Source organism: Paenibacillus lactis (genome assembly GCF_017873605.1).
GTDB lineage: Bacteria > Bacillota > Bacilli > Paenibacillales > Paenibacillaceae > Paenibacillus_AQ > Paenibacillus_AQ lactis.
On sequence record NZ_JAGGKI010000003.1, the window covers coordinates 105,523 to 131,124 of the forward strand.

26 protein-coding genes are annotated in these 25,602 nt (G+C 53.1%); 7 read left to right on the forward strand and 19 right to left on the reverse strand.

Annotation, left to right across the window (positions count from 1 at the left end; all coding sequences use genetic code 11):
* The first annotated feature begins 31 nt into the window (after positions 1-31).
* Complete coding sequence (locus tag J2Z18_RS06105) at positions 32-523, forward strand: GNAT family N-acetyltransferase (protein ID WP_144868256.1); 492 nt, start codon at positions 32-34, stop codon at positions 521-523.
* 24 nt (positions 524-547) lie between these two features.
* Positions 548-1,663 carry a YheC/YheD family endospore coat-associated protein gene (locus J2Z18_RS06110; RefSeq protein ID WP_144868258.1) on the forward strand — a complete coding sequence of 372 codons (1,116 nt, stop codon included), beginning with the start codon at positions 548-550 and terminating at the stop codon, positions 1,661-1,663.
* Positions 1,664-1,766: 103 nt separating this feature from the next.
* On the opposite strand, the gene J2Z18_RS06115 is transcribed toward J2Z18_RS06110, so the two are convergent.
* Positions 1,767-2,453, reverse strand: coding sequence for an HAD family hydrolase (locus J2Z18_RS06115; protein WP_007127384.1), 687 nt, complete (start codon positions 2,451-2,453; stop codon positions 1,767-1,769).
* A gap of 159 nt (positions 2,454-2,612) precedes the next feature.
* On the opposite strand from J2Z18_RS06115, the gene J2Z18_RS06120 reads away from it, so the two are divergent.
* A complete protein-coding gene (locus J2Z18_RS06120) occupies positions 2,613-2,900 on the forward strand; it encodes a hypothetical protein (protein WP_244869080.1) in 288 nt (95 codons plus the stop codon).
* A gap of 18 nt (positions 2,901-2,918) precedes the next feature.
* On the opposite strand, the gene J2Z18_RS06125 is transcribed toward J2Z18_RS06120, so the two are convergent.
* Both J2Z18_RS06125 and J2Z18_RS06130 read right to left on the reverse strand, forming a co-directional pair.
* Positions 2,919-3,122 carry a DUF5957 family protein gene (locus J2Z18_RS06125; RefSeq protein ID WP_144868260.1) on the reverse strand — a complete coding sequence of 68 codons (204 nt, stop codon included), beginning with the start codon at positions 3,120-3,122 and terminating at the stop codon, positions 2,919-2,921.
* Positions 3,119-3,523 carry a DUF6220 domain-containing protein gene (locus J2Z18_RS06130; RefSeq protein ID WP_144868288.1) on the reverse strand — a complete coding sequence of 135 codons (405 nt, stop codon included), beginning with the start codon at positions 3,521-3,523 and terminating at the stop codon, positions 3,119-3,121. The genes J2Z18_RS06125 and J2Z18_RS06130 overlap by 4 nt, the downstream gene beginning before the upstream one ends.
* 186 nt (positions 3,524-3,709) lie before the next feature.
* Here J2Z18_RS06130 and J2Z18_RS06135 point away from each other — a divergent pair, with 186 nt between their 5' ends.
* The gene (locus J2Z18_RS06135; RefSeq protein ID WP_007127380.1) at positions 3,710-4,396 is read left to right on the forward strand and encodes a response regulator; all 687 of its coding nucleotides are present in this window, start codon (positions 3,710-3,712) and stop codon (positions 4,394-4,396) included.
* A complete protein-coding gene (locus J2Z18_RS06140) occupies positions 4,393-5,748 on the forward strand; it encodes a sensor histidine kinase (protein WP_210094381.1) in 1,356 nt (451 codons plus the stop codon). The genes J2Z18_RS06135 and J2Z18_RS06140 overlap by 4 nt, the downstream gene beginning before the upstream one ends.
* A gap of 154 nt (positions 5,749-5,902) precedes the next feature.
* Here the strand turns inward: J2Z18_RS06140 and J2Z18_RS06145 are convergent, their stop codons facing one another.
* The 10 genes from J2Z18_RS06145 to J2Z18_RS06190 all read right to left on the reverse strand — a co-directional run bounded on the left by J2Z18_RS06145 (position 5,903) and on the right by J2Z18_RS06190 (position 16,759).
* Positions 5,903-6,472 (reverse strand): manganese catalase family protein, encoded by a 570-nt coding sequence (locus J2Z18_RS06145; protein ID WP_007127378.1) that lies wholly within the window; start codon positions 6,470-6,472, stop codon positions 5,903-5,905.
* Between the two features lie 96 nt (positions 6,473-6,568).
* Positions 6,569-6,844, reverse strand: a complete 276-nt coding sequence (locus tag J2Z18_RS06150) for a spore coat protein CotJB (RefSeq protein ID WP_007127377.1) — start codon at positions 6,842-6,844, stop codon at positions 6,569-6,571.
* Between the two features lie 6 nt (positions 6,845-6,850).
* Positions 6,851-7,072 (reverse strand): spore coat associated protein CotJA, encoded by a 222-nt coding sequence (locus tag J2Z18_RS06155; RefSeq protein ID WP_007127376.1) that lies wholly within the window; start codon positions 7,070-7,072, stop codon positions 6,851-6,853.
* A 158-nt stretch (positions 7,073-7,230) separates the two neighbouring features.
* Positions 7,231-8,262 (reverse strand): sporulation integral membrane protein YtvI, encoded by a 1,032-nt coding sequence (gene ytvI / locus J2Z18_RS06160; protein ID WP_007127375.1) that lies wholly within the window; start codon positions 8,260-8,262, stop codon positions 7,231-7,233.
* 36 nt (positions 8,263-8,298) lie between these two features.
* Positions 8,299-9,621 (reverse strand): hemolysin family protein, encoded by a 1,323-nt coding sequence (locus J2Z18_RS06165; RefSeq protein WP_028403857.1) that lies wholly within the window; start codon positions 9,619-9,621, stop codon positions 8,299-8,301.
* Positions 9,622-9,645: 24 nt separating this feature from the next.
* Positions 9,646-10,785, reverse strand: coding sequence for a radical SAM/CxCxxxxC motif protein YfkAB (gene yfkAB, locus J2Z18_RS06170; protein ID WP_007127373.1), 1,140 nt, complete (start codon positions 10,783-10,785; stop codon positions 9,646-9,648).
* Between the two features lie 138 nt (positions 10,786-10,923).
* A complete protein-coding gene (locus J2Z18_RS06175; protein ID WP_144868262.1) occupies positions 10,924-13,197 on the reverse strand; it encodes an MMPL family transporter in 2,274 nt (757 codons plus the stop codon).
* 25 nt (positions 13,198-13,222) lie between these two features.
* Positions 13,223-14,314, reverse strand: a complete 1,092-nt coding sequence (locus J2Z18_RS06180; RefSeq protein ID WP_144868264.1) for an HD-GYP domain-containing protein — start codon at positions 14,312-14,314, stop codon at positions 13,223-13,225.
* A 115-nt stretch (positions 14,315-14,429) separates the two neighbouring features.
* Positions 14,430-15,251, reverse strand: a complete 822-nt coding sequence (locus tag J2Z18_RS06185) for an undecaprenyl-diphosphate phosphatase (RefSeq protein ID WP_028403853.1) — start codon at positions 15,249-15,251, stop codon at positions 14,430-14,432.
* 74 nt (positions 15,252-15,325) lie between these two features.
* Positions 15,326-16,759, reverse strand: coding sequence for a bifunctional metallophosphatase/5'-nucleotidase (locus J2Z18_RS06190; RefSeq protein ID WP_210094382.1), 1,434 nt, complete (start codon positions 16,757-16,759; stop codon positions 15,326-15,328).
* A 113-nt stretch (positions 16,760-16,872) separates the two neighbouring features.
* On the opposite strand from J2Z18_RS06190, the gene J2Z18_RS06195 reads away from it, so the two are divergent.
* Both J2Z18_RS06195 and J2Z18_RS06200 read left to right on the forward strand, forming a co-directional pair.
* A complete protein-coding gene (locus J2Z18_RS06195) occupies positions 16,873-17,610 on the forward strand; it encodes a molybdenum cofactor biosynthesis protein (RefSeq protein WP_144868268.1) in 738 nt (245 codons plus the stop codon).
* 86 nt (positions 17,611-17,696) lie between these two features.
* Positions 17,697-18,743: an HD-GYP domain-containing protein gene (locus J2Z18_RS06200; protein ID WP_144868270.1), complete on the forward strand. Its 1,047-nt coding sequence runs from the start codon at positions 17,697-17,699 to the stop codon at positions 18,741-18,743.
* Between the two features lie 402 nt (positions 18,744-19,145).
* Here the strand turns inward: J2Z18_RS06200 and sufB are convergent, their stop codons facing one another.
* From sufB to J2Z18_RS06230, 6 genes are all read right to left on the reverse strand, one after another.
* Complete coding sequence (sufB, locus tag J2Z18_RS06205; RefSeq protein WP_077567779.1) at positions 19,146-20,543, reverse strand: Fe-S cluster assembly protein SufB; 1,398 nt, start codon at positions 20,541-20,543, stop codon at positions 19,146-19,148.
* A 35-nt stretch (positions 20,544-20,578) separates the two neighbouring features.
* Complete coding sequence (gene sufU, locus J2Z18_RS06210; protein WP_007127365.1) at positions 20,579-20,998, reverse strand: Fe-S cluster assembly sulfur transfer protein SufU; 420 nt, start codon at positions 20,996-20,998, stop codon at positions 20,579-20,581.
* Positions 20,988-22,208, reverse strand: coding sequence for a cysteine desulfurase (locus J2Z18_RS06215; protein WP_210094383.1), 1,221 nt, complete (start codon positions 22,206-22,208; stop codon positions 20,988-20,990). Before J2Z18_RS06215 ends, sufU begins: the two co-directional genes overlap by 11 nt.
* A complete protein-coding gene (gene sufD / locus J2Z18_RS06220; protein ID WP_144868274.1) occupies positions 22,205-23,509 on the reverse strand; it encodes a Fe-S cluster assembly protein SufD in 1,305 nt (434 codons plus the stop codon). The genes J2Z18_RS06215 and sufD overlap by 4 nt, the downstream gene beginning before the upstream one ends.
* A gap of 22 nt (positions 23,510-23,531) precedes the next feature.
* Complete coding sequence (gene sufC, locus J2Z18_RS06225) at positions 23,532-24,314, reverse strand: Fe-S cluster assembly ATPase SufC (protein ID WP_007127362.1); 783 nt, start codon at positions 24,312-24,314, stop codon at positions 23,532-23,534.
* 554 nt (positions 24,315-24,868) lie between these two features.
* A complete protein-coding gene (locus tag J2Z18_RS06230) occupies positions 24,869-25,345 on the reverse strand; it encodes a Dps family protein (RefSeq protein ID WP_007127361.1) in 477 nt (158 codons plus the stop codon).
* Between the last annotated feature and the right edge of the window lie 257 nt (positions 25,346-25,602).

Consider the following 25,602-nt stretch of genomic DNA (forward strand, 5'->3'; position numbering starts at 1 on the left):
CAATCGGCGATTCCACGAAAGGAGGGATCATGTGGAGATCACGCAGCTCTCACTCTCGCGCCCGGATGAATGGCCGTATGTCCGGCAGCAGTGCCGGGACTTTTTCCGGCGATACGGCAATAAGCGTTTAACCCTCACCGGCGTTCAGCGCCTCAGCTCGCTGACCTACGAACAATTGAAGAAGCCCGGCACCTCCATCATCGCCGCCACCGTTCGCGGCGATGTGGGCAGCATTCCGATTGGGATGTGTTATGCAGAGGATTACGGGGAGAGCGCCTGTCTGATTGCCGTTCATCCGCTCTACCGAAGCAGAGGAATCGGTTCTTCCCTGATCCGCTCTCAGCTGAGCCGGCTCGGGCGGCTTCGCTGCAAGGTGGCCGCCGACCATATCGCAAGCCTCAAAATATGCTTTCAGGCAGGGCTCCAAGCGACTGAAATCGAACTCGGCCCCACCGGCAAGCCTACGCTGGTTTTGAACGGAGTCATGGGCGCTCCCTCAAGTTCCTTTCGCTGTGATGTCTGAATCTATTCAAGAAGGTGAATTTTTGTGTCCAAACCTGTCTTAGGAATCATGACGCTTTACCTCGATGACCGAAAAAGACTGGAAGAGCGGCATATCTACGAGCATATGATCAAGGAAGGGAAATCGCTCGGGCTCGATCTATTTGTGTTCACCCCCGCGGACGTCAATTCGGCGCAAGGCTTGATCAACGCCATGGAATATGATCCAACATCCCGCAGGTGGGGCCGCAGATGGCGGCCGTTTCCGCATATGATCTTCGACCGATGCCGTATTCAAAAAAGCGCCCGCTTCCAGCAGCTGCTGCGGTTCCGCGCGCGCTACAGGCATCTGCTGTTTCTCAATCGGCCCCTTCGGAACAAATGGACCATTCATCAGATTTTATATACGAAGAAGCGTTTCCGCCCGCATCTGCCGGATACGCGGATCGTACAGAGCGTGAATGACGTCCACCGAATGCTGAAGGAGCATGATACGGTCTATTTTAAACCGATCAACGGCACCGGCGGACGCGGCATACTGAAGATTTCCCGCATTCCCGGGGTCCCCGGCACCTATGAAGTCCGCGGCCGTAACGCCAACCGCACCATCATCAAGCCGAAGCGGATGCCCTCAGGTTTTCTTGGCCAATACTTGTCAGGCTGGGGCGTGAAGGACCGATACCTGGTTCAGGAGGGACTCCATCTGGAGCTCCCGGACGGCCGGGTGCATGACTACCGGATGCTCGTTCAGAAAAACGGATCCGGCCAGTGGGAAGTGACCGGCTGCGTCGGGCGCGTCGGGCCGCCAAAAAGCGTAACCTCCAATCTGCACGGCGGCGGCCGTGCCGCCATGATGGAGGAGCTGCTGGAGAAGTGGATCTCGGATCCGGCCAAACGGCTCAAGGTCCGGGAGGATGCCGGTCAGCTGGGAGTGGACATCGCGCAATTTCTCGACGGTCAGTATGGGGGACTGTGCGAGATCGCCCTCGACTTGGCGGTCGATAAATCGGGCAGAGTCCTTCTGATCGAGGTCAACCCGAAGCCTTCCCGGGAAGTGTTCTCGCAGGTCGGAGATCTCGAAGCTTACCGCGTATCCATCTTGAGACCGCTTGAATATGCGCTGTATGTATACAACCACAGAAAGTCGGCAAAGAATGCTTAACCGGATATCATGCGGACATTGAGCAATAGCAGAACGGCAAAAAGGCTGTTGTCCAAGAAGACCCTCTTGGAAACAGCCTTTTTGTTTCGATTCATCGTCCGTCTTACTCCGCCTGATCGTGCAGACGGAGCAGCTGTGAGAACGAATGGATGACAACATCCGCTCCCTTTAGCTCCTGATCCGCTCCGAATCCGGCATAGTGGCAGCCGATGACCGTCTGTCCGTTCTCCTTGCCTGCCTCAACATCGGATGAACGGTCGCCGACCATCCAAGCATGTCCGATGTCATGCTGATCGAGCAGCAGTTTAACAAGGTCGACCTTCGTCGATGTTTGATGCTCGCCTGCACTGTATATTCCTTCAAAAAGCGGCATGATTCCTCTTGCTTCGGCAATGCCTTTCACATAATGCTCCAGTCCGTTGCTGGCCACGAACAGCCGGACGCCGCGGCGGTGCAGCTCCTCCAGCGTTTCCTTAACGCCAGGGTACAGAACCGCGGCCTCATTCTCCAAGCCTTCAAGCTCCAGCTGAAGCAGCAGCTCGTCCGCCCTCCGGTGAGCCTCCGGCGTACCGCTTGGCAGGACTTTCTTCCAAATATCCGGAAGGAGCATCCCCAGGCAGCTAAGCATGAGCTCCTCATCCGGCGTTTCGCCTTCGTAATGGCCCTCTTCACGCAAAATGTCGAACAGCTTGTGATAGGCGGGCAGCAAAAGCGTCTCCGTTTGGAACAGGGTTCCGTCCATGTCGAAAATCATCGCTTCCGGTTTGATCAACGTTGCGGTTTTTTCCAAGTCTGGTCCTTCCTTTCACTCCTATGATTTGTCTCTGTCTCCCCTCATCATAAAGGAAGGCATTCTCAACTGCAAACGACATTTCTTGCGCACGGCATAAAAAAATCGTAACTACAAAGGACTTGTTGTGGTTATAACCTATAGAGGAATAACGAAAGGATGAAGAAGATGTCCTTGCAGAACGAATCTTCCCAGACCCAGCACATTCACAATCTGGAATCGGAGCTGCTGAAGGAGCTTAGCCGCTACGAACAAGACGAACAGGCCGCCATCTTGAAGAAGATGATCAGCCGTCTTCGCAAAGAACGTTATATCCGCAGTCCTCTGCAGGTTGTAGGCGAGATGGTTCGAACCCCGTTCATCTGGCTCCTGATGACTGCAGGGATCGCACTCCCTCTGCTGGTGTATGCTTTGCTGGTATGGGTGTCGCTTGCTGTAGAGGGATGACCCCCTTCGTTTGCCGATTCATTTCTTCCTGCCCGGCTGCCAGACCATGACGGTGACTGCACACAGAATCGATGTAATCATCGGCAGAAAGCCCAGACCTCGAGGCAGGTGCATATCGCTTTCGAAGAGCAGGCGGCCGGCAATCGCAATCATATGATTCAATGCGGCACCTCCTGCAAACCCGCAAGCCAAGGCCATGATTAGAAGCGGAAAGCCTCTCATGCCCCGGTCTCCTTCCCCCTTCGCAGGCTTCGTCTGGCAGCGCGAGCCGTCTCTACCGAAAGCCAGAACATGAAGATCGCCATGACAGGGTGCAATGCCCCTGCTGCCGGAACATTGGCCGTGAAATACTGTGCGAAAACGAGCAAAAGCAGCGCCAGCGAGCTCCACTTGTAACGAGCCGCCATGCTCCCCGCGAATCCGGCGATCAGCATGAGCAGCGGCACGATCTCAAAGATATGAACAAACATGACATGGCTTCTCCACATCGATCCATCACGAAACAGCGCCAGACCTGCAAGCAAGGTTTGAACCGCGATACAGACCGTAAGCAGCCAGGCCAATCCGACGAACGTCCCGCCAAAGAAGGTCTCCCTTCCCTTTGAAACCACTTTTTCCTTCATCATCCTGCTCCTTTTCTTGATCATCGGTATGATTCATGCCATCATCCTATCACCGTCATGTTGCGAACCTGTGACGATCCTTTGCGGGTTGCGTGAAATTTTCCAAAGTCGGCTGGAAACCGTATATAATGGGGGAAAATCAAGGTTACGCCTACCATTGGCCCAACATAGGAGGGGAAACGCACAATGTCGCACACGCTGCTGCTCGTGGATGACGAACGCAAGGTTATCGAGTTTATGGAGCCCTTCCTCCGTCAGGAGGGATTTCGGATTATAACGGCTGCCTCCGGGAAAGAAGCGCTTGACAAAGCCAAGCAGTTTAAGCCGTCCCTGGTCATCCTCGACTGGATGCTGCCGGAAATGAGCGGGATCGAGGTATGCCGGGAGCTTCGAAAAACGAGCCGGGTCGGTATTATTATGGTGACGGCCCGGATCGAGGAGACGGATAAATTGATCGGGCTGGAGGTCGGCGCAGACGATTATGTGACGAAGCCGTTTTCCTTACGGGAGCTTGCGGCCAGAATTCGATCGGTGCTGCGCCGAATGGATCAGCAGGACATGGTGCATGAAGACAAGCTGGTACGGGGAGAGCTCACAATCTCGGAATCCTCGTGCCGCGTGTGGAAGGGCGGAAGGGAGCTGCAACTGACGCCGACCGAGTTCAAAATATTGCTTACCCTCGCTGCAAGGCCGGAGGTCGTATACAGCAGACTGCAGCTGCTGCAAGCGGCAGGTGAAGATGACATCTACAATGACGAGCGAACCGCGGATGCCCATATCAGCCGGATTCGTAAAAAGATCGAGGATGACCCGGCAGCCCCCGTCTATATTAAAACCGTATACGGATTCGGCTATCGGTTTGAGCAGCCATGAGCGCAGGACGTAAAATCTTCTTCGTCATTGCTTCGTTCATCGTAGGGATGAGCGCGGTATTCGTTATGCTGACCTATATCGTAATACGCGACTCCATGGACGTGATGCTGCAGCATTCCCGCAAGGAGGAGCTCTTGGAAATATCGGAGAGCCTGACACGTTACTATACAGAGAACGGGGGGAGCTTCGCCGGTGTAGAGACCGAGGCAAGCGCGCAGGAGCCCGTGCGGAAAACCGGTCACCAGGAAAGCATTCTGCTCGTATCGCCGGACCAAACCTTACTGCTGCACCAAGGGACAGCCCAGCCAAAACTGATCCGGAACCTGGGCGTCATGCGGGAGCTTACGGCCGACGGAAAGCTCATCGGGAAGCTCTATTACTATGATACGGATGTGGCCAATCTGACCAAGCTGCGGATCGGTACGCCGACCTCCATCGCGATTTTGCTGGGAGGCGGCGCGCTCTTGTTCGTGCTGCTGTCACTCGGTGCAGCCTATTGGATATCCAGAAGGCTGACGTCGCCGCTTCGGGCGCTGATCCCGTTCATTGACCGCCTGGGCCAAGGCGAATACGGCATCCAGGCTCCGGTTGTCTCGAAGGATGAATACGGAAAGGTGGCGCTTGCCTTTAACGGCATGTCCTCCAAGCTGAATCAGGCCGAGGTTGTCCGCCGCAATTTGGTTGCGGATGTCGCCCATGAGCTTCGCACCCCGCTGACCATCGTCCGCGGCAAGCTCGATCTTCTGCAGCAGTCCGGACAACCGATCGAGCCTACAGGCCTGCTTCCGGTTCAAGACGAGTTGATTCGACTGACCCGGCTGGTAGGTGATCTGCATCAGCTGTCCCTTGCGGAGGCAGGCAAGCTCCCGTTGGACGTGAAGCCTTGTGATATGACCAAGCTGCTGCAGCGGCTTATCGAACGGATCTCGCCCGAAACCGAGGACAAGGCTTTGGTTGTACGATTCACGAGCACTACGGCCAATACGACGGTTCCGGTCGATCCGAACCGGATCACCCAAGTATTTCTGAATCTTCTGATCAACGCGATCCGGTACACGCCGGAAGGCGGGGACATCTACGTTTCGCTTCATGAAGACGAGGACTCGAAGCGGCTTCGTATCGATATCCGGGATTCGGGCCCGGGGATTGACGAGGAACATCTTCCGTATCTCTTTAATCGCTTCTACCGTACCGACCAAGCGCGCGCCCGTCACCAGGGCGGCATGGGGCTGGGGCTTGCAATCGCCAAGGAGCTGGTTGACTCCCATGGCGGGGCTATCGAGGTGGAGAGCCGGCTCGGACGCGGGACGACATTCAAAGTCAGCTTGCCCTATCTCCACCCGGCCAGCTGACCGGATTGATTCAGTTGGGCTTTGAGACTGGTGCCATCGTCTAAGAAAATACCGCTAACGCTATGCACATGACAAAGACAGGCTGCATGAGGGGCATATTTGCCCTCCGGCCTGTCTTTTGCGTTCTGTTCATACCCTGCATGCAGCCCTATCCTCAGAAGATTTTCTTGGTCGCTCGGTCATCCTTAATGATTTCCACCGCTTCACGGAACCGGATCGAGTGGATAATTTCGCGCTCACGCAAAAATTTAAGACTGTCCTGCAAATCCACATCATCTGTCATATCGATGAGCCACTGATATGTAGCGCGCGCTTTCTCTTCCGCCGCAATATCCTCATACAAATCGGCGATCGGATCACCCTTGGCCTGAATATAGCTTGCGGTCCAAGGAACCCCGGCTGCGTTCTCATAGTACAGTGCATTGTCATGATTCGCATAGTGTGCGCCGAGACCTGCCGCCTCAAGCTCCTCCACGGTCGCATCCTTCGTCAGCTTGAACACCATCGCGGCAATCATCTCCAGATGGGCAAATTCCTCCGTCCCGATATCGTTGAGCAAGCCGATCACCTTATCCGGGATGGTATAACGCTGATTGAGATAACGCAGCGCCGCTGCAAGCTCTCCGTCCGCTCCTCCGTACTGTTCGATCAGAAATTTCGCCATTCTCGGATCGCATTTACTTACCCGCACCGGATATTGAAGCTTCTTCTCATATACCCACATGGACTCTTTTACGCCTCCTTCATTAGCTCTACGCGTTTCTACGGGCTGCATGCAACAATCGGCACACCATCGGCTGCAGCCCGTTGGTATACCCTCCTACACCTGCCAAGGCCATGGCCCTTGAGCCCATTCGAACGGATATTTGGAGTAAGCACGGCCAAAATTCTGGAGTGGTCCGTACAACTCCTGGAAATGCTTCGCGAGGATCGTTCGCTCCTGTGTCAGCTTATTGAACTGTTCAATGCTTTTAAGATCATCAGGATGGGTGTCTAGGTACAGGTTCAGCTCGACAAGGACAAAGTCCAATGCCTGCAGCTGCTCCAGCAATTCGTAGTACTTCGGATCTCCGGCCTGAGGTCTTCCATCAGTCACGGCCTTTCACTCTCCTTTAAATTTACGTGATGTGTACGGACTGTACAGTGCGGGCCACAGCGTTCCATGCCTTAACGCCTCGGCCGGACTGAACTGCGGCAGGCCCGGCGGTTGAAAGACAATAAATTGATTGACCGGCACGACATACGTTCTGTACGGTTTGGGGGGGCAAGGATCAAACGGGGAATGGAATACGGAATATACACGCTCCTCTGGATTTGCCTTCAAAGGGGATACCTCCTTCTCTATTTACGGTAGCGGTTCTTCTTATAGGGTTCTTCGTAATTAACATATGTCAATCGCCCAGAAAATGAACTTCAAAATGACAAAAAAACCCTTCCCGCGAAAAATTACCGCGAAAAGGGTTGTCTATTGGTGCAGCTGTGTCAAAACTTGATTTTAATTTGGAACAAGCCGGCCTTGCGCATAGCGGCGTAAATAATGATAACGAGCGGGCCGATAAAGAACCCGATCACGCCGACCAGCTTAAAGCCGACATACATGCTGATCAGCGCAGGCAATGCGCCGATGCCCACGGCATCCCCGATCACCTTCGGCTCCAGTACCCGGCGAATGACCGTAATCAGGATAAATAGAAGGATAAGGCCGACTCCCGTAAAGATATCCCCCACGACAAGCTGGTAGATCGACCACGGCACCAAGACGGAGCCGACGCCGAGAATCGGAAGGATATCGACAATCGTAACCAGGAGCGCAATGGCGAGCGGGTAATTGATCCCCAGCACCAATAGTCCGAGCAATGTAATGACATATGTGAACAAGCTGAGGATAAGCTGTGCCCTTAAAAATCCGAAAATGGATTTTTTCAAGCTGAGCAGCACTTCATTCACCTGCGACTGGGACGACTCGTCAAACAGAGACAGTACTTTTTCGCGCATCGTGTCCAGGCTGTAGGCGAACATATACACAGCGACAAAAAATACGATGGACGTGACAAACAGATTCGGCAAGGACTTGGCGAAGGACAAAAAGGCCGAAGATACCGAGTTGACCAGCGACTGGACATAAGATGAAATATTCGACATAAACTGTGTCAGGCTGTCCGCCAGCCCTGGCGAAATGCCGTTTAACGCGTCCTGTGCTTGAATAATCGTATGCTGCAAAAACTCGTTCGCACTTTCAAAATATTGCGGTGCCCGGCTCCAATACTCGACGAGCTGGCTGAACACCTGCACTCCGATCAAATACGCGAGTGCAAGCAGGAGCAGCAGGAACAGCGTGCTTGTCACCGTCACTGCAGCCAGGCGCTTGAATCGAAGCCGATTGATCAGGAGCCGATTGAGCGGCTCCAGGGAAATCGCAATGACGATCGCCAATAAAAACGGCGCTCCCACCGTAAACATACCGTACAACAACAAGAGCCCCAGCGCGATAAATATCAGCTGCTTAATCGACATAGTCCACTTCCTAATCCATAGAATCTAGCCGTGCTATCAGAGACTGCCCTCCGGCTTCTGATGAATAATGACTCGGGTTACGCGCAGACGGGTAGACTCCTCGACTTCAAACACAACGCCGTCAAACGTTGCTTTCCTCCCTACGACGGGGTTGCCTTCCAGCTCGTTGAACAGCCAACCGCCGATGGAGTCGATATTCTGCTCTTCAATCGAGAGCCCCGTCAAATCATTCACGTCCTCAATAAGCATGCGTCCATCTACGGAGATATAATGGTCATGCACTTCCACTTCCGGGCGCTCGTCCTCAAACTCATCATACAAGTCCCCGACGATCTCCTCAAGAATCTTCTCGGCGGTCAGAATCCCTGCCGTTCCTCCGTATTCATCCACGACAAGGGCCATCTGCTCGTGTCTGGCTTGCATTTGGCGCAGAACCTGGCTGATCTCCATCGACTCGGAAACGTCCATAATCGGTCGGACCAGCGCCGCAAGATTGCGCTGCTTGTCAGGCTCGGCCAGCAGAAGATCGGTAATGTGGACGAATCCGATAATGCGGTCCTTGTTGTCGGTTGCGACCGGATAGCGGGAATGTTTCGTCTCGGTGATAATTCGCAGATTCTCTTCTAGGGAGTAATTCGTGAACAGACAGATCATGTCGGTTCTTGGCAGCATGATTTCACGGGCCTTCAAATCGGAGAAATCGAACAGGTTGTCCATCAGCTGCATTTCATTCTGGTCGATAACGCCGCTCTTCGCGCTCTCGTTCATCAGGATGCGGATCTCTTCTTCCGAGTGCGCAGCCTCCGCCTCGCTGGCAGGCTCGATTCCGACCAGCTTCAAGATGCGGTTCGCCGATGCATTAAGCACCCAGATCACGGGCAAAAAGATCCGGTAAAACCAGAGCAGCGGCGCCGACAGAATCAGCGCAGTGCCCTCGGTTTTCTGAATGGCCAGCGATTTCGGCGCAAGCTCCCCTAATACAATATGCAGGAACGTGATGATGCAGAAGCCGACCGCAACCGAGATCGTGGTGATGACTCGTTCATCCGTAAACCCTATGCTGTGCATGATCGGGGCGACAAGAAGCTCCGATATCGCAGGCTCTCCGATCCATCCGAGACCCAGCGAGGTGAGCGTGATCCCCAGCTGCGTAGCCGACAGATAGGCGTCCAGCTTCTGATTGACCTTTAGCGCAAAGCCGGCAAGCCTGTTCCCTTCGCTTACGAGCTGGGTTAGCCGCGACTGCCGCATTTTGACCAATGAAAACTCGGCAGCCACGAACACGCCGTTCAGCAGTACTAGCAGTAATACCAAGAGCAAATTCAAAATCAGTTTCCCGACCTCAAATCCCTCTGTCATGATGATACGCCTTCTTTCCGGATTCTAGTTAGTCTTTGCTTTTCTGGACTTGAAGTCGACACCCCGGTAATACATGTCCGCCACCAGCAGGTTCGGCCCGCAGCAGCTTACCGCATCGCAATGGCAGTTTACGGTCTGATTCAGCGGGTGCCCCGTCGACCATGCTTCAAAGATGTCATCAAGCCTCTGTCCTTTAATATTACCAAAAGCCGGAATATCAGCAAAATCCGTCACGTATACGTCACCTGAGAATAAATTCACGTTTACCCGGTTGCGCCCGTCCGGATCGTTCCGGACCGTAACATTGCGCTCCGTGCGGAGACGTCGAAGCAATGCCTGATCATCCTCATCCGAGCTGCAAGCAAAGAACGGCAGCGTTCCGAACAGCATCCAAATGTCGGGATCGCGCGCGTCCAGCAAGCCGTGTATGGCTGCCTTCGTATCGGCCAGCGACAAGACCGGGAGCGAGGATGCAAAATTCGAAGCATACATCGGATGCACCTCATGCCGCTTGCAGCCCATCTCCTTGATCAGCTTGTGAATTCCGCCCAGCTTCTGATGGGTTCGATAGTTAATCATCGATTCGGCGGATATATACATCCCCGCATCACTCAGCTTCTCCGAATTAAGAAGCATCGTATCATACATACGATATGCTGTCTCCTTGGAGACCGGACGAGCGCTGTTTGCAAAACCGACTTCGTAGAAATCATCTCCGTTTAAGTAGTTGAAGGAGATATGCATGACATCCAGATAGGGCAGCATTTTTTCATATCTGCTGATATCCAGCGTCAGATTGGAGTTGATCTGCGTTCGGATCCCCCGTTCTCTCGCATATTTAAGGAGCGGCACGATCACATCATCCACCGTTTTGCCAAGAAAAGCCGGTTCGCCGCCTGTCAGGCTGATCGTCTGCAGATGCTCCACCTCATCCAGCCGCTTTAGCATCATATCGAGCGGCAGCATCGGCGCTTCCTTCATCACCAGCATATCCCCCACGGCACAGTGCTCGCACCGCATATTGCATAGATGGGTTACGGTCATTTCCACGCTGGTCAGCACATGCTTGCCATGCTGACGCAAGGATGTAATGGGATCCCACGGATCATAACTCGGCGAAATCGGCCTTAGGGCCGGTGGTGTTGGCTGTGCTGTATTACTCATGGTTTACTCACCTTATTTCTTTGAATTACCGGTTCAATCAGATACAACGTCTTTATGTACCCGGACGGCTGACAGTTCATGGTTCATTATATGATTATAGCATATCTGTATAGAAGGTCTCTGCATGTACCTGTATCGTTATTGGGCTGGTTTCTGTTCCGGCCCCGGCTCCAGCGGGTCCTCCGCAGTCGTCACTGCCATCCTCCTCGGCAGCAGCCAACGCGGGCTCCACCAGTTGGCCTTCCCGAGCAGCTTCATAAACGCCGGTACGAGCAGCACCCGAATGATGGTTGCGTCCAGAAGCACCGCAACCGTCAGCCCGAGCCCGATCGCTTTCATAACTTCATTGTCCGTAAAAATAAATGCGCCCACGACCACGGCAAGAATCAGGGCCGCGCTCGTAATCAATCCTCCCGTGCTCTCAAGGCCTTCGGCTGTGCTGTATTCGTTATCCCCCGTGCGCTCATAATTCTCCATAATGCGGGAGATCATCATGACCTCGTAATCCATGGAGATGCCGAAGACTACGCAAAAGATCAGAATCGGCAGCAGGGCGAAAATCGTTCCCGTGTAAGATACCCCGAGCCAATCCGCACCGATTCCCTCCTGGAACACCCACACCACAACCCCAAGCCCTGCCCCAAGGCTGAGCATATTCATCAGGCTCGCCTTTAGAGGGAGCAGCACGGAGCGAAATGCGATCAGCAGAATCACATACGTCACGGCAAATACAAAGCCCAGCACAAGCACAATGTGCTCCTGCATCTTGTCCATAATATCAAGCTTATAAGCCGGGCTTCCGGTAACATGCGTCTCCAGACCCGGCGTATCCATCATTCTCAGATCCCGGACAAGCTGAGCCGTCAATGCATGCGCCTCCCCGTATTCCGGGACTACGGCTACAACCGCCATCTTATCACGAACCAGCCGGTACTGCTCCAGCTGCTCCCGGATATCCGCACGGGACAAATATTTCGCCACTTCCTCTTCCGATCCCCGGCCGATGCTCAGATAGCTGCCAACCTGTTTAACACCGGGCATCATCCGCACTTCGTCCGTATAAGCCTTTAACGCGCGGATGCTTTGGGGATCGTCATAGGCGGCCGGAAGCTCAGCTGCAACCACAATGGAGTTCAACTCGCGTACATCGTATGCGCGCGTCATTAAATCATTGCCGTATCGGGATTCATATTTCGGCGGCAGCACCTCGGCAGCCGGAATGGCGATATTCATGTTTCTTACCGGATAAATGGCTGCCAACAGCAGCGCGATAACAGCTACGGAGATGATGACAGGATGTGCCATCACAAATCGGGAGACATTTCGCCAGAACCCGGACGGACGGACAACTTCACGGCGCGATCTATATCTTTTTGGAAGGAGGGGCAGGGCGTGGATTCGTACTCCCAGAATACCGAGCAGCGCCGGCAGGAGCGTATTACCGGCAAGAACCGATACGACCACGACCGTAATGCCTCCGATGCTGAAGGAGCGGAAAATCGGCAGATCAATAAAGCTCATCGCCGCAAATCCGATCAGAACGGCTCCCCCGGAGAACATCACCGCTTTTCCGGCTGTCGCGCAGGTAATCGCCAGGGCCTTCTCCACGTCCCCGTTCCTGAGCTCTTCCTTGAAACGGCTAACAATAAGCAATGCATAATCAATGCCCACGGCCAATCCCAGCATCGTAACGGCATTCGGCAGAAAATTGCTGATCGACCCGTCCGCCAGCGCCAGGAAATACAAAGCTCCCATCGTGGTCGCGACGCTCACCAGCCCGGCGATCAGCGGGAGAACTGCAGCCGTCCATGTGCCAAAGACCACTAGAAGGATTAGCAGCGCAGCAGGAATGCCGATGATTTCCGCCCGGATAATATCGCTCTTCACGGCCTCATTCATATCGGCGAATACGGCGGTATTCCCGGTAATATAAGCGTTTGCACCGACAATGTCGGGCACGTTACTGCGGATCTCCCCAAATCGCCGGAGCGCTTCCGACGCGTCCAGATTCAGAAGCACCTTCACCGCAACGATATGGTCCTCGCCGGTTTGGCGTGAGGACGTATTCATATAGATATCCCTAACATACGGAAGTGACCGCAGCGGCGCCAGCTCCTCCAAAATTCGCTTCTGCGCCGTCCCGGCCGTCAAATTCTCTTTCGTCCTGCTTACCACTACAATATCGAGGGACGCCGCAGACAGTCCGAGCCCCTCTTCAAGCTTCTCGAGCCCGACCTGTGAAGGGCTGTCCTTCGGCGTAAAACCGTTATGCTCCAGTATGGAAGGGAGCTTGAGCGCAAACGGAAGCAGCACGCAAAACAAGGCCAACCAGGCAAGAACAATGGCTTTACGGCAGCGGTAAATCTGCTGCCCCCATCTATACAGCGGTGTCGGGTGGCTATCCTGTCTCACGAGTCTACCTCCTAGTTAACAATAATCAGTCCACGTTAGCTTGTCCGATACCGGCAATCATGACGGCCAGTGTTTTGGACAAATCCACTTCATAAGGCGCGGCTAGCGGCACCCCTTCTGCATCCGTTAGCACCCGAACGACCGGACGGTGCGGTACATGGGGATGAACCTTGGAGACAACCCCGCTCTCCCCTGTGTGGAGCTTCACGGTGATCCCGGGTGGGTATATCGCGACCCGATCCCGGAACACTTCGAGAAATTTCTGTTCATACAGCGTCCCCGACCCGGTATACATCACTTCTGCCGCATGATGCGGCAGCAGCGCGGGCTTGTATACCCGCTGTGTCGTCATGGCATCATAGGAATCGGCGATTGCAACCCACTTGGCATAATCGTGAATTTCCGGTCCCTTCAACCCGCGGGGGTAGCCGCTGCCGTCCAGGCGTTCATGGTGGGAGAGCGCGCAGTGCGCCGCCATTAGCGGAATGTTGGGCTCGTTCTTTAGAATCTGATAACCGAGCTCCGTATGTCTCTGTACTTCACGAAACTCCTCCAAACTCAGACGTCCCGGCCGCTGCAGCAGCGACTGGGATATTCTGGTCTTGCCTATATCATGGAGGAGTGCCCCGAGACTCAGCACCCGGAGCTCCTCACGGCTGTAACCGAAGGATAAGCCCAGCACCGTCGTATACAAGCATACGTTTAATGAATGGCGATACAAATTGTAATCATTGGTGTTCATATCGGTCAGCAGCACCATACATTCCTCGTGCTCCGACAGTTCATCCATGATCGCTTCCATGACGCCGGAAAAGGCCTTTCCCAGATGGAGAAAGCTTCCTCCCAGATCCGGACGACTCTCCAATTTTTTGAAATTGCTCCGGATTGACTGAATGGCCCTGAGCCGTGTTTCTTCCGACAGCAGCTCCTGTACCACGATATCCTCTGTCATCGCATCCTGGATATACACATAACTGATCTCCAGCCCGCCAAGACGGCGGATCAGGCGATCCGTCAACTCCACACCTTCGGACAGCAGCACCAGACCGTCACTGTTATATATTTTTTTACCAATTACCATTCCCGGCTTCAACGCATCAATAGGTATTAGACGCAATCCGTCACTTCCTCTGCTATTCGTCACACGTATGGGATTTATGCGCCTGGCCTTTACAGGGTGCTGTACGTAAAAACCGGATGGTTCAGGCTTAACCTGTTCTTTATTCTGTATATTAGTGCATAATAAACAGCCAGAATACGGCAGCCAGAACAAAACGGTAAATCGCAAAATGCGTAAGCCGGATCTTCTGTATAAGCTTCATAAAGGCCAAGACAACAAAATAAGCGACAACAAACGAAACAATAAAACCTGCAATAAATACGCCGATCGTGTCCGACGTAAAGTTTCGGTAAGAATCCAGCAGCTCATAGCCGGACGCGGCACACATAATCGGAATTGCAATCAGAAACGAAAAGTCAGCCGAAGCCTTGTAGCTGACACCGCTGATCATGCCTCCGGCGATGGTGGAGCCCGACCTGGAAAACCCCGGCCACAATACGGATATAATCTGATACAAACCGATCAAAAACGCCTGTTTGTACGTCATATCATCCACATTTTCAGCGGTCAATCGAGCTTTATGTTTATTGTACCACTCCGCGAAAATCATAAAAATGCCCCCTGCGACAAGCGCAAACAAAACGGTCTGCGCATGGAACAGGCTTTTGATGAAATCTCTTGCGAAATAGGCAACAAGCAGCGCCGGGGCAATCCCCAACAATACGTGGATCAGATTCAGTCTCTTCGGCGCTGCCTTGGCAATCGGCTCGCTGCGGCTCCATCCAAGCAGTGTAAGGATACGGTTCCAGTAGACGATCGCGATCGCCAATATGGCTCCCAATTGGATGACCACCTCGAACGTCTTCATGATGGGCGTCTGATCGTCATATCCGAGCATCTTTGCCGTTAAAATCATATGCCCCGTAGAGGATACCGGGATGAATTCGGTGAAGCCCTCTACAATTCCCAATATGATGGATGTAAGAAAATCCATGTCCATCCCCTTCCTTTAACCTTTGTCCTCCTCATATGTATGCTCGGCCAAAGGAAGTTAGTCGAAGGAGATGTTCAGGATATCCAGCGGGGAACAAGCGTCTCGTCAAGCGATCCGGGTCTTGACAGCTCTTCCCTAAGCAAATCCCGGATAAATTCCGGAAGCATATAAGCCGTGTCCGTACCAAGAGCCAGTGTTTCATAGCCGATCTTGAACGTGAACATGTCCAGCGTGCCTACCCTGTATTCCCGTGTACGCTCGAGCGGCTGTCCGCCCAGCGTAATGCTTGTGATTTTATGGTAAGGCAATCCCGATGGATCATAATGAACCTGTAGTCCGTCCACTGCCAAACAGCCCAATATATAACCGCGAAATCCGAACCCCGTAATCTTCTTGTTGTTAAACTCCAGAAGCAGGCTCTCTTCCAGCGCCTGATAAATATGCTCTCCACGCAGAGTTACGACGCAGGGATTGATCGGGGACGGGCACAGACTGTGCAGCATGCCGGCGCTGATTTCACCCTTCGGAAGCGGTCCGAGCAGCTGCCCGGAATTAACGATGGCAAACTCGGCTCCCGTATGGTGCAGCACCGCCTGGGCGAGCAGATTCGCAAATGGCGATTCCTCTTCGTAATGGATCGGAAGCTTGCGGTCAATGACCGCTACCTGTTCCTGCAGCCGCTGCTCGGCCAGTTCATGATGCCGCATAATCGCCTGCTCGACAATCGGCTCAATCAGCGCTTGATCCACGGAAAGCAGCAGCCCTTCCCTGCTCATAAATCGATCATTCTCACTGCTCCGCTCCATGACTAGCCGACCGACATAATTCCCGAATTTTCCGGCACCGCATATGACGGTGCCACCGATGACAAGCGGGTCCTCGAGCACATGATGGGTATGACCGCCCAAAATAATATCGATGCCTTCAATGTTTTCCGCCAATCGTTTATCCGTCGTTAAACCGAGGTGCGACAGTACAATGACGAGATCGCATCGATCCGACAGCAGCCGTACCTGCTCCGCGATCGCTTGATCCGGGTCGGAAGCCTCCCAGCCCAGCAGCTGATAAAACCCCGCGAAAGCAGCCGTCGCACCGGTGATTCCCACCCGGATGCCTTCCTTCTCAACGACGATGCTCGGCTTCATCCAGCGTGGGGGGGCACCACTCGTGGTCTCGCGGATATTGCAGCAGACGACGGGACATTGAAGACCGGCGTATAGATGTTCCAGCACATCCGCCGGAAAGGTAAGCCCTTCATTGTTGCCGATGGTAATTGCGTCGTATCCTGTCAAATTCATAATATCCACGTTCGCCTGTCCCATCGAGCCTTCCGTCTCGACAGCGGCTCTGTCCATATGGTCGCCTATATCAAGCACCAGCACCGGGCCTTGCGCGGCCGTTCTTTCCCGGGAAATAATAGCCGCCGCGCTACTCATCATTTCAAAATGACTATGTATATCATTTGTATACAGGATTGTAAGCTTCTGGTCATGGCTCTTCTTCAGCATTCAGGCGGCCTCCTCCCATGTTCGTATCACGTGATTTTCCGGTCTTTCAAGCATAACATTTTGACGAGGAATATGGTATATTGTAGCCCAGAAGAATTATGAGGTGATGCAAAATGTCGACGACTATTCCGATCCTATTATTCGCGGGGCTGGCCGATCGAATCGGTTCCGCTTCGCTTGCGTTTTCCGTACCCGCCCTTCCGATTACAGCCGGAGAATTAAAGCACAAGCTTAGCGACGCTTACCCGGACGCCGCACAGCAGATCGCGGTTTCGTTCGTAGCAATCAATCAAGAATATGCGTTGGAGGATCAGCTTATTCAGTCAGGGGATGAGGTTGCTCTGATTCCGCCTGTATCCGGCGGAGACGGTGCCGGGGAGCAGCGCTGCAGAAGCGCTCAGTCCCCCGATGGAACTTGTCTGATCACGTCCGAGAAGCTCTCGGTCGAGGAGACCGTGGCGAAGGTCCATGATGCCAACCATGGCGCAACGCTCTCTTTTATCGGCACGACCCGGGAGATGACCGGAGAGCAACGAACGGTTACGCTAGAGTATGATGCCTATATCCCCATGGCGCTAAAAGAATTGCAGCAAATTTGTCGAGACATTTCCAATCAGTGGCCTGGCACCTTATGCGCGATTTCCCACCGCATTGGCACAGTCGATATTGGTGAAACCAGCGTGGTCATTGCCGTCTCTTCGCCTCATCGAAACGACTGCTATGAAGCAAGCAGGTATGCCATCGAGCAGCTGAAGCGAACCGTCCCGATCTGGAAAAAGGAAATCTGGGATGACGGCTCCGAATGGAAAGGCCCGCAAACTGGCCCATGGGACCCGACTGCTAGGCTATAAGACTTATTCAATCATTGTAAAACCATAATTTTCTTGCTAAGATGGTCTTAACTTTTCATTTATATAAGGGCAAGAGGTGCAATGATTTGAGAGTACATGTCACGGACCTGAGACCCGGCGATCACATCCAACAAGATGCATTCAACAGTAACGGCGTTCATGTTCTTCGCAAAGGAACGATTCTGCGCATGGAGGACATATCCAAGCTCCTTCAGCACGGCATCGATTATATCGATATTTCCCCCCGCCAGCTTGCAGAATCCATCGAGCTGCTATCCGATATCTCGGAATCGTTCCGACAGGTTCAACCGCAGTTCAATCTCGCGTTCGACGGGTGCAGATCCATGTTCGAGGAAGCGGCAATGACGGGAAAGTTTAATGAATCCGTCGTCGACGACACCTTTCATCCGCTCGTCGACTCGCTCAGCGAACAGAAGGACGTGGTTTCTCTCCTGCTTCTGTTTAATGGCAAGGATGATTACACCTACCGCCACTCCATTCAAGTTGGAATGCTGTCCTATTATATCGCCGAATGGATGGGCTATTCTGAGCAGGAAGCGTATGACATCGGCAAAGCCGGCTTCCTCCATGATATCGGAAAGTGCCGAATCCCCCGGGAAATACTCGATAAACCCGGCAAGCTGACACCGGACGAATATGAGCAAGTCAAGCTGCACACCATTTACGGCTACGAAATGATCTATGAATCAACGCAGGACAAAATCACTGCAACCGTGGCCCTCCAGCATCATGAACGGGGCGACGGCTCCGGATATCCGAAAGCGATCGGCGAGGATCAGATCCACCCCTACGCGCAGATTTGCGCAGTCGCCGATGTCTACAGCGCCATGACGACCAACCGGGTGTATCAATCCAAGCAGCAGCTGCTGACCGTTCTGCGGGAGCTCTACGGCCTCAGCTTCGGCAAGCTGAACGGGAAGGCGACTCATGCGTTCATCCGGCAGATGCTTCCATATTTCATCGGTAAAAAAGTCGTCCTGACAACCGGCGAATCAGGCATCATCGTTGCGAATAACCAGTCGGACTACTTCCGTCCCCTCGTTCAAGCCGGAGAGCGCTTTATTGATCTGTCCAAGGAACCGGATACCGAGATCCAGGAGATCTTGCTCTAAAATGAACTCATGCCTTACGTATATACATAAACGAAAATTCCCCGGCGATTGAAACAGCAAATCGTCCGGGGAATTTATTTGTAGAACAGATTACCGCCAAAACATCGTAAAGCAAGCCGTCCCACAGGCTTCCCCGGTTATATACGGAACAAGCTCGCAGTTTATTCGAATGTTGGTAGGTTTGCATTCCTGGAGAAGCCCCGCTCTTTTGTAAGGCTTATTGTCCGAGTAGCGACGATGCACATTCAATGTCTGAAAAAACTCGAAACCACCGCGAAATGAGAAATATTTGCCTCAGCGAATACCTCGCAATAACAGAAAGATGGGCTGCCCAAGATCTGTGATCTCGCGGGCAGCCCATTCTTCGATGTCAGCCTATATTCTAATCCTGCTTGGAAGTTATTAACCGATGGAGCCTTCCATTTCGAACTTGATGAGGCGGTTCATTTCGACCGCATACTCCATTGGCAGTTCTTTCGTGAACGGCTCAATGAAGCCCATAACGATCATCTGAGTAGCTTCGTCCTCGGTAAGACCACGGCTCATAAGGTAGAACAGCTGATCCTCGGATACCTTGGATACCGTCGCCTCATGCTCTAGCGTAATGTTGTCGTTCTTGATCTCGTTGTATGGAATCGTATCGGATGTCGACTCATTATCGAGAATCAGCGTATCGCACTTGATATTCGCCTTCGCGCCTTCGGCGTTGCGGCCGAACGATGCCAGACCGCGGTAGGTTACTTTACCGCCGTGCTTACTGATCGATTTCGATACGATCGTTGAAGTGGTGTCCGGAGCCAAGTGAAGCATCTTCGCACCTGCATCCTGGTGCTGGCCTTTGCCTGCAACCGCGATGGAGAGCACCATGCCTTTGGCGCCGCGTCCTTTCAAGACAACGGCAGGGTATTTCATGGTCAGCTTGGAGCCGATGTTGCCGTCGACCCATTCCATCGTTGCATTCTCTTCCGCAACCGCGCGCTTGGTCACCAGGTTGTAGATGTTCGGCGCCCAGTTCTGGATTGTCGTGTAGCGAACACGTGCATCCTTCTTGCAGATAATCTCGACAACTGCGCTATGAAGCGAGTTCGTGCTGTAGATCGGAGCCGTACAGCCTTCGACATAATGCACGAAGCTGCCTTCGTCGGCAATGATCAGCGTACGCTCGAACTGACCCATGTTCTCGGAGTTGATACGGAAGTACGCCTGCAGCGGAATTTCACATTGCACGCCCTTCGGAACATAGATGAAGCTTCCGCCGGACCATACCGCGCTGTTCAGCGCGGCAAATTTATTATCTGCCGGCGGAACGACTGTTGCGAAGTATTCTCTAAAGATTTCCGGATGCTCTTTCAGAGCGGTATCCGTGTCCATAAAGATAACGCCTTGATCTTCAAGGTCCTTCTGCATGTTGTGGTATACCACTTCGGATTCGTACTGCGCCGATACGCCTGCAAGGAACTTCTGCTCCGCTTCCGGGATCCCGAGCTTGTCGAAGGTTTCCTTAATTTCGGCTGGAACCTCCTCCCAAGTCTTCCCTTGCTTCTCGGACGGTCTTACATAGTACTGGATGTCGTTGAAATCCAGCTCATCGAGATCGCCGCCCCAACGAGGCATCGGCATCTTCTCGAACTGCTCCAGCGCCTTCAGGCGGAATTCCAGCATCCACTCCGGCTCATTCTTGATTTTGGAAATTTCCGTAACGACCTCGCGGGTCAATCCTTTACCAGTTTGAAAAACGGCTTTGTGCTCGTCACGGAAACCATATTTATACTCTTCTAATTCGGGTGCCTTTTTAGCCATTTGACTTACCTCCCTATCGATCTATTGTCATTCGCTTACTTCGCGTCTATTCCTTTTCGGAGTGCGTTCCACGCGAGTGTTGCACACTTAATGCGGGCAGGAAACTTGTTAACACCGGATAGGGCTTCAATATCCTCGTACTCTTCGAATTCAACGTCCTCGCCCTGCATGAGGGAGGAGAACCGGTCCGCCAGGCTCAGCGCCTCTTCGAGCGATTTGCCTTTTACGGCGTCCGTCATCATCGAGGCGGAAGACATGCTGATGGAGCAGCCTTCCCCCGTATATTTGGCATCAGCCACGACCCCGTTCTCAACTTTCAGCTGCAAGGAGATTCGGTCTCCGCACGTCGGGTTGTTCAAATCGACCGTTACCGCGTCGTCCTCGAACTTTCCGCGGTTGCGGGGATTTTTATAATGATCCATGATGACACGTCTGTATAAATCATCAAGTTGCATCGCCAAAATACTCCTTTGTCTGGATTAAGGCGCTAACTAACCGATCAACGTCCTCTTCTGTATTATACAGATAAAAGCTTGCGCGTGCCGTAGAAGATACTTTCAGCCAGCGCATCAGCGGTTGACAGCAGTGATGGCCTGCCCGGATCGCGATGCCCTGCGCATCAAGAACGGTTGCCACATCATGCGGATGAATATCGCCGAGATTAAAGGTAACGATCCCGACCTTGCGCTCGCGCGGGCCGTAAATCGTCACGCCCTCAAGCTCGGACAAACGATTCATCGCATAAGCAGCGAGCTTCTCTTCATGCTGCTCGATGGCATCCATGCCGATCTCCTGAAGGAAATCGATGGCTGCACCAAGACCGACAGCCCCGGCAATGATCGGCGTTCCCCCTTCAAACTTCCAAGGGAGCTCCTTCCACGTCGACTCATACAAGCCGACATCGTTGATCATTTCGCCGCCGAACTCGATCGGCTCCATCGCCTCCAGCAGCGCCTTCTTGCCGTAAAGCGCCCCGATGCCGGTCGGAGCACACATCTTGTGTCCGGACAAGGCATAGAAATCGCAGCCTATATCCTGAACATCCACCTTCATGTGCGGAGTGCTCTGCGCACCGTCTACAACGATGACGGCACCGTGACGGTGAGCGATTTCGGCTATTTGCTTCACAGGATGGATCACGCCCATGACATTGGAGACATAAGCGATCGCTACCAGCTTCGTACGGTCTGTGACCAGCGCCTCGACATCCTCGACGCGAATCGTGCCGTCAGGCTGCAGCGGAATATATTTCAGCGTAGCGCCGGTGGCGATGGCCACCTGCTGCCACGGAATGAGATTGCTGTGATGCTCCATTTCGGTCAGGACGATTTCATCGCCGGGACCGCATACGGAGCGTGCATAAGACGAGGCAACCAGGTTCAGCGCCGTCGTCGTGCCGCGCGTGAAAATAATTTGCTCGGAGCTTTCGGCATTAATGAAACGGGCGACCTTCTCCCGTGCTCCTTCATAGGCGTCCGTCGCACGGCTGCCGAGCGTGTGAACCCCGCGGTGGACGTTGGAGTTCTCCCATTCATAATACCGCTTGACGGCGTCTATTACGACCTGCGGCTTCTGTGAAGTCGCCGCATTGTCGAGATAGACCAGCGGATGTCCGTTGATCTCCTGATGGAGGATGGGAAATTGCTCTCGAATCCGGGCAATCATTGTCCCAGCTTCCTTTCAACGAGCCCCTGCAGCTGGTCACGAAGTCCCTCCAGCGGGATTTCGCTGACGACCGGAGCGAGGAAACCGTAAATGATGAGCGATTCCGCCACCGTGCGTGAAATTCCGCGGGACATGAGGTAGTAAATCTGCTCCTGGTTCACTTGACCGACGGATGCAGCATGACCTGCAGTTACGTCATCCTCATCGATGAGCAGAATCGGGTTGGCGTCGCCGCGCGCTTTCGGGCTAAGCATCAGCACCCGTTCGGTTTGCTGACCGTCAGCCTTCGTTGCACCCTTCTCGATCTTCGTAATCCCGTTAATGATCGCTTGCGCTTCTTCGCGCATGACCGCGCGGGTAATCATCTGGGACGCCGAGCTCTTGCCGAAATGCTTCGCTTGGGTGGTGTAATTGATCTTCTGGGAGCCGGAGCCGACCGCGATGACCTTCGCATCGGATGTCGAACCGTTGCCCTTAAGAACGCTCATCGTATCGCTTGCCGTATCCCCGTCGTTCATCTCTCCGACAATCCATTCGATGGAGCCGTCGTTCTCGACGACCGCGCGGCGATACGTGACGTCCGTTGCTTCAGCAGCCAGCTGATGCACTGATGCATAGCGGACCTTGGCGCCGTTCTTAACGAACACTTCCACCGCTCCGTTATGGGTCACAGAAGCGTTCAACGCATCGGACACGTAGTTATCGACATAAGTTACCATGCTGTTCGCTTCGGCAACGACGAGAATATGCGGAGCAAAGGTTGCACCGGCGTCGTCTGCCAGCAGCACCGCCTGCATTGGAACGTCAACTTCGACATTTTTCGGTACATACAGGAATACCCCGCCGTTCCACACCGCCGCATGCAAAGCCGCCATTGCGTGTTCATCCCGCTTAACCGCTTGATGCAGGTAAGGCTTCACCAGATCCTCGTGCTCTTTAACCGCGGTTTGCAGATCGGTGAAAATCACGCCTTTCGCTGCAAGCTCAGGAGCGAGGCTTACATGGACCGTGCCGGAGTTGCGCTGAATGATCAAGCCGCCCTCACGGGAGCCTTCGACAAGCTTCGCAACATGCTCTGGCAATTCTTCAAAGGAAGCTAGCTTGCTGCTTTCTTTATATTCGCCATAGCTTTGGATGTTCCAGCGCTCGATGCGCTGCTTCTCCAGCTTTGGCAATTCCAACTGGCCGGCCAGTTCCAGAGAAGCCAGACGGCTCTCTGTCAGCCAGGCCGGTTCCTGTTTACTTTCGGACAATGCCTTCAAAGCCTCAGCGTTGACCGGAAGAATGGTTTGTGTAGTCATATCGTTTCCTCCTCCCGTCAATTTACGCGTCTTGACCTACAGTTTCATCGGTAATTCCCAGCTCTTCCTTGATCCAGTCGTAACCTTCGGCTTCCAGCTTCTCGGCCAGCTCAGGGCCGCCGGATTTCACGATGCGTCCTTGCATCATAACGTGTACGTAATCAGGAGTAATATAGTTAAGCAAGCGCTGATAGTGGGTAATAATCAAGAAACCGCGCTCTTCCGATTTCATGGCGTTCACGCCGTTTGCCACGATTCTCAAAGCATCGATATCGAGACCGGAGTCGATTTCGTCAAGCACGACAATTTTCGGCTCGAGCATCATCATTTGCAGGATTTCATTACGCTTCTTCTCGCCGCCGGAGAAGCCTTCGTTCAAGTAGCGGTGAGCGAACTCTGGGTTCATCTCAAGCTCCTTCATCTTGCCTTCCATCTGACGGATAAACTTGATCAGCGAGATTTCATTGCCTTCGCCTCGGCGTGCATTGATGGAGCTGCGCAGGAAGTCGGAGTTCGTTACTCCGGCAATTTCGCTTGGATACTGCATGGCGAGGAACAATCCGGCGCGTGCACGCTCGTCAACCTCCATCTCGAGCAGGTCTTCATCGTTCAGAAGAACCGTACCTTCCGTTACTTCATATTTAGGGTGACCCATCAAAGCGGAAGCGAGGGTACTCTTACCTGTACCGTTAGGTCCCATGATGGCGTGAACTTCGCCGCCTTTCATCTCAAGGTTGATCCCCTTAAGAATTTCCTTCCCTTCGATTTGTGCTTTCAATCCTTCAATGACAAACTTTGTTGACATATTAGATTCCCTCCGTTGAATAGGTAGTGTATTATGGTCCTATATGATAACAGGATTGTACGCCCTGATTTCATAAAAAGAAGCAAGAAAGAAAAGTGATTATTTATTTATAATTATTCTAAACTGATTCTCACTGATTCTCAAGCCATTTTATAATAATACAGGATGCATTTCAACCGGACAAGCCTTTTACGGCTAAGCGGCAGACTTCCCCTTCATCAAAACAACACCTGATCGTCATAACCTCCGATTATCCTGTAGCATAACCGAAACTAAGGGCACCAATAACCAGCAATTCCCATCAACAATTAAAAAGCAGGCCTGACCCATCGGCGGTCAAACCTGCTTGTTGTTCCCTGTTCATGGCTAGCTGCCATCGAGATGCTGCATGCGTTAAACGCCACAGCACCCGGCGACGGCTTTCACAAACGCTCGTCGCCGGACGGTACAAGTCTAACAGCATGAAGCTTGTGATGCGATTGGCGATCGAATACGATCCTTCTTTATGCCATGAAGAACAGGTGAACTAAACTTCATCCTATGAAACAGCCTCTTTATCCCAAGAAAGAGCGCAGCATCCACATATGCTTCTCAAGGTCGGCCTTAAAGCCCGTGAACATATCCGCCGTCGGGGCGTCGCCTGCTTCCTCGGCCATTTCGATCCCTTCTGCAAGCTCTTCCGAAACCGTGGCAAAATCCTCGATCAGCGCCTGCACCATGCCCTTCGTATCCTCATTGCCGGATGCTTCCTGCACGGTTGCCAGGTCCAGATATTCTTTCATGGTTGCCGCCGGCTTGCCCTTGAGGGCAAGAAGCCGCTCTGCAACCTCGTCCATTTTCAGCGTAATTTCATTATACAGTTCTTCAAACTTCACATGAAGGGAATAGAACTGCTGCCCGGTAACGTACCAATGGTAATTATGAAGCTTCACATAGAGCACGTTAAAGTTTGCAACCTGCTGGTTCAACAGCTGCTCCAGCGAGGAGCTTTTCGTTTTTCCTGCGGATTTGCTAGACGATGTTTTTGCCATGGTTAATCCCTTCCTTTTCTATATATAATGCACCCTGTGACACGCAAAGGAACGGCCGTCAGCCGTCGGCATCCTTCTGCTGCAAGGCATGCCGCCTTTCACGTAATCCTTCAATTATATAGGAGCACAAATCTGCGCTTGGGCGTCTATTTGTAGTTTACCCCTTGAGCCGATATGCGAATCATACTCCTTTCGCATATTCCGCAGCCGTCCAAAAAATTATACAAAATTCGCGAAAAACCGTTATACTAGGTAAT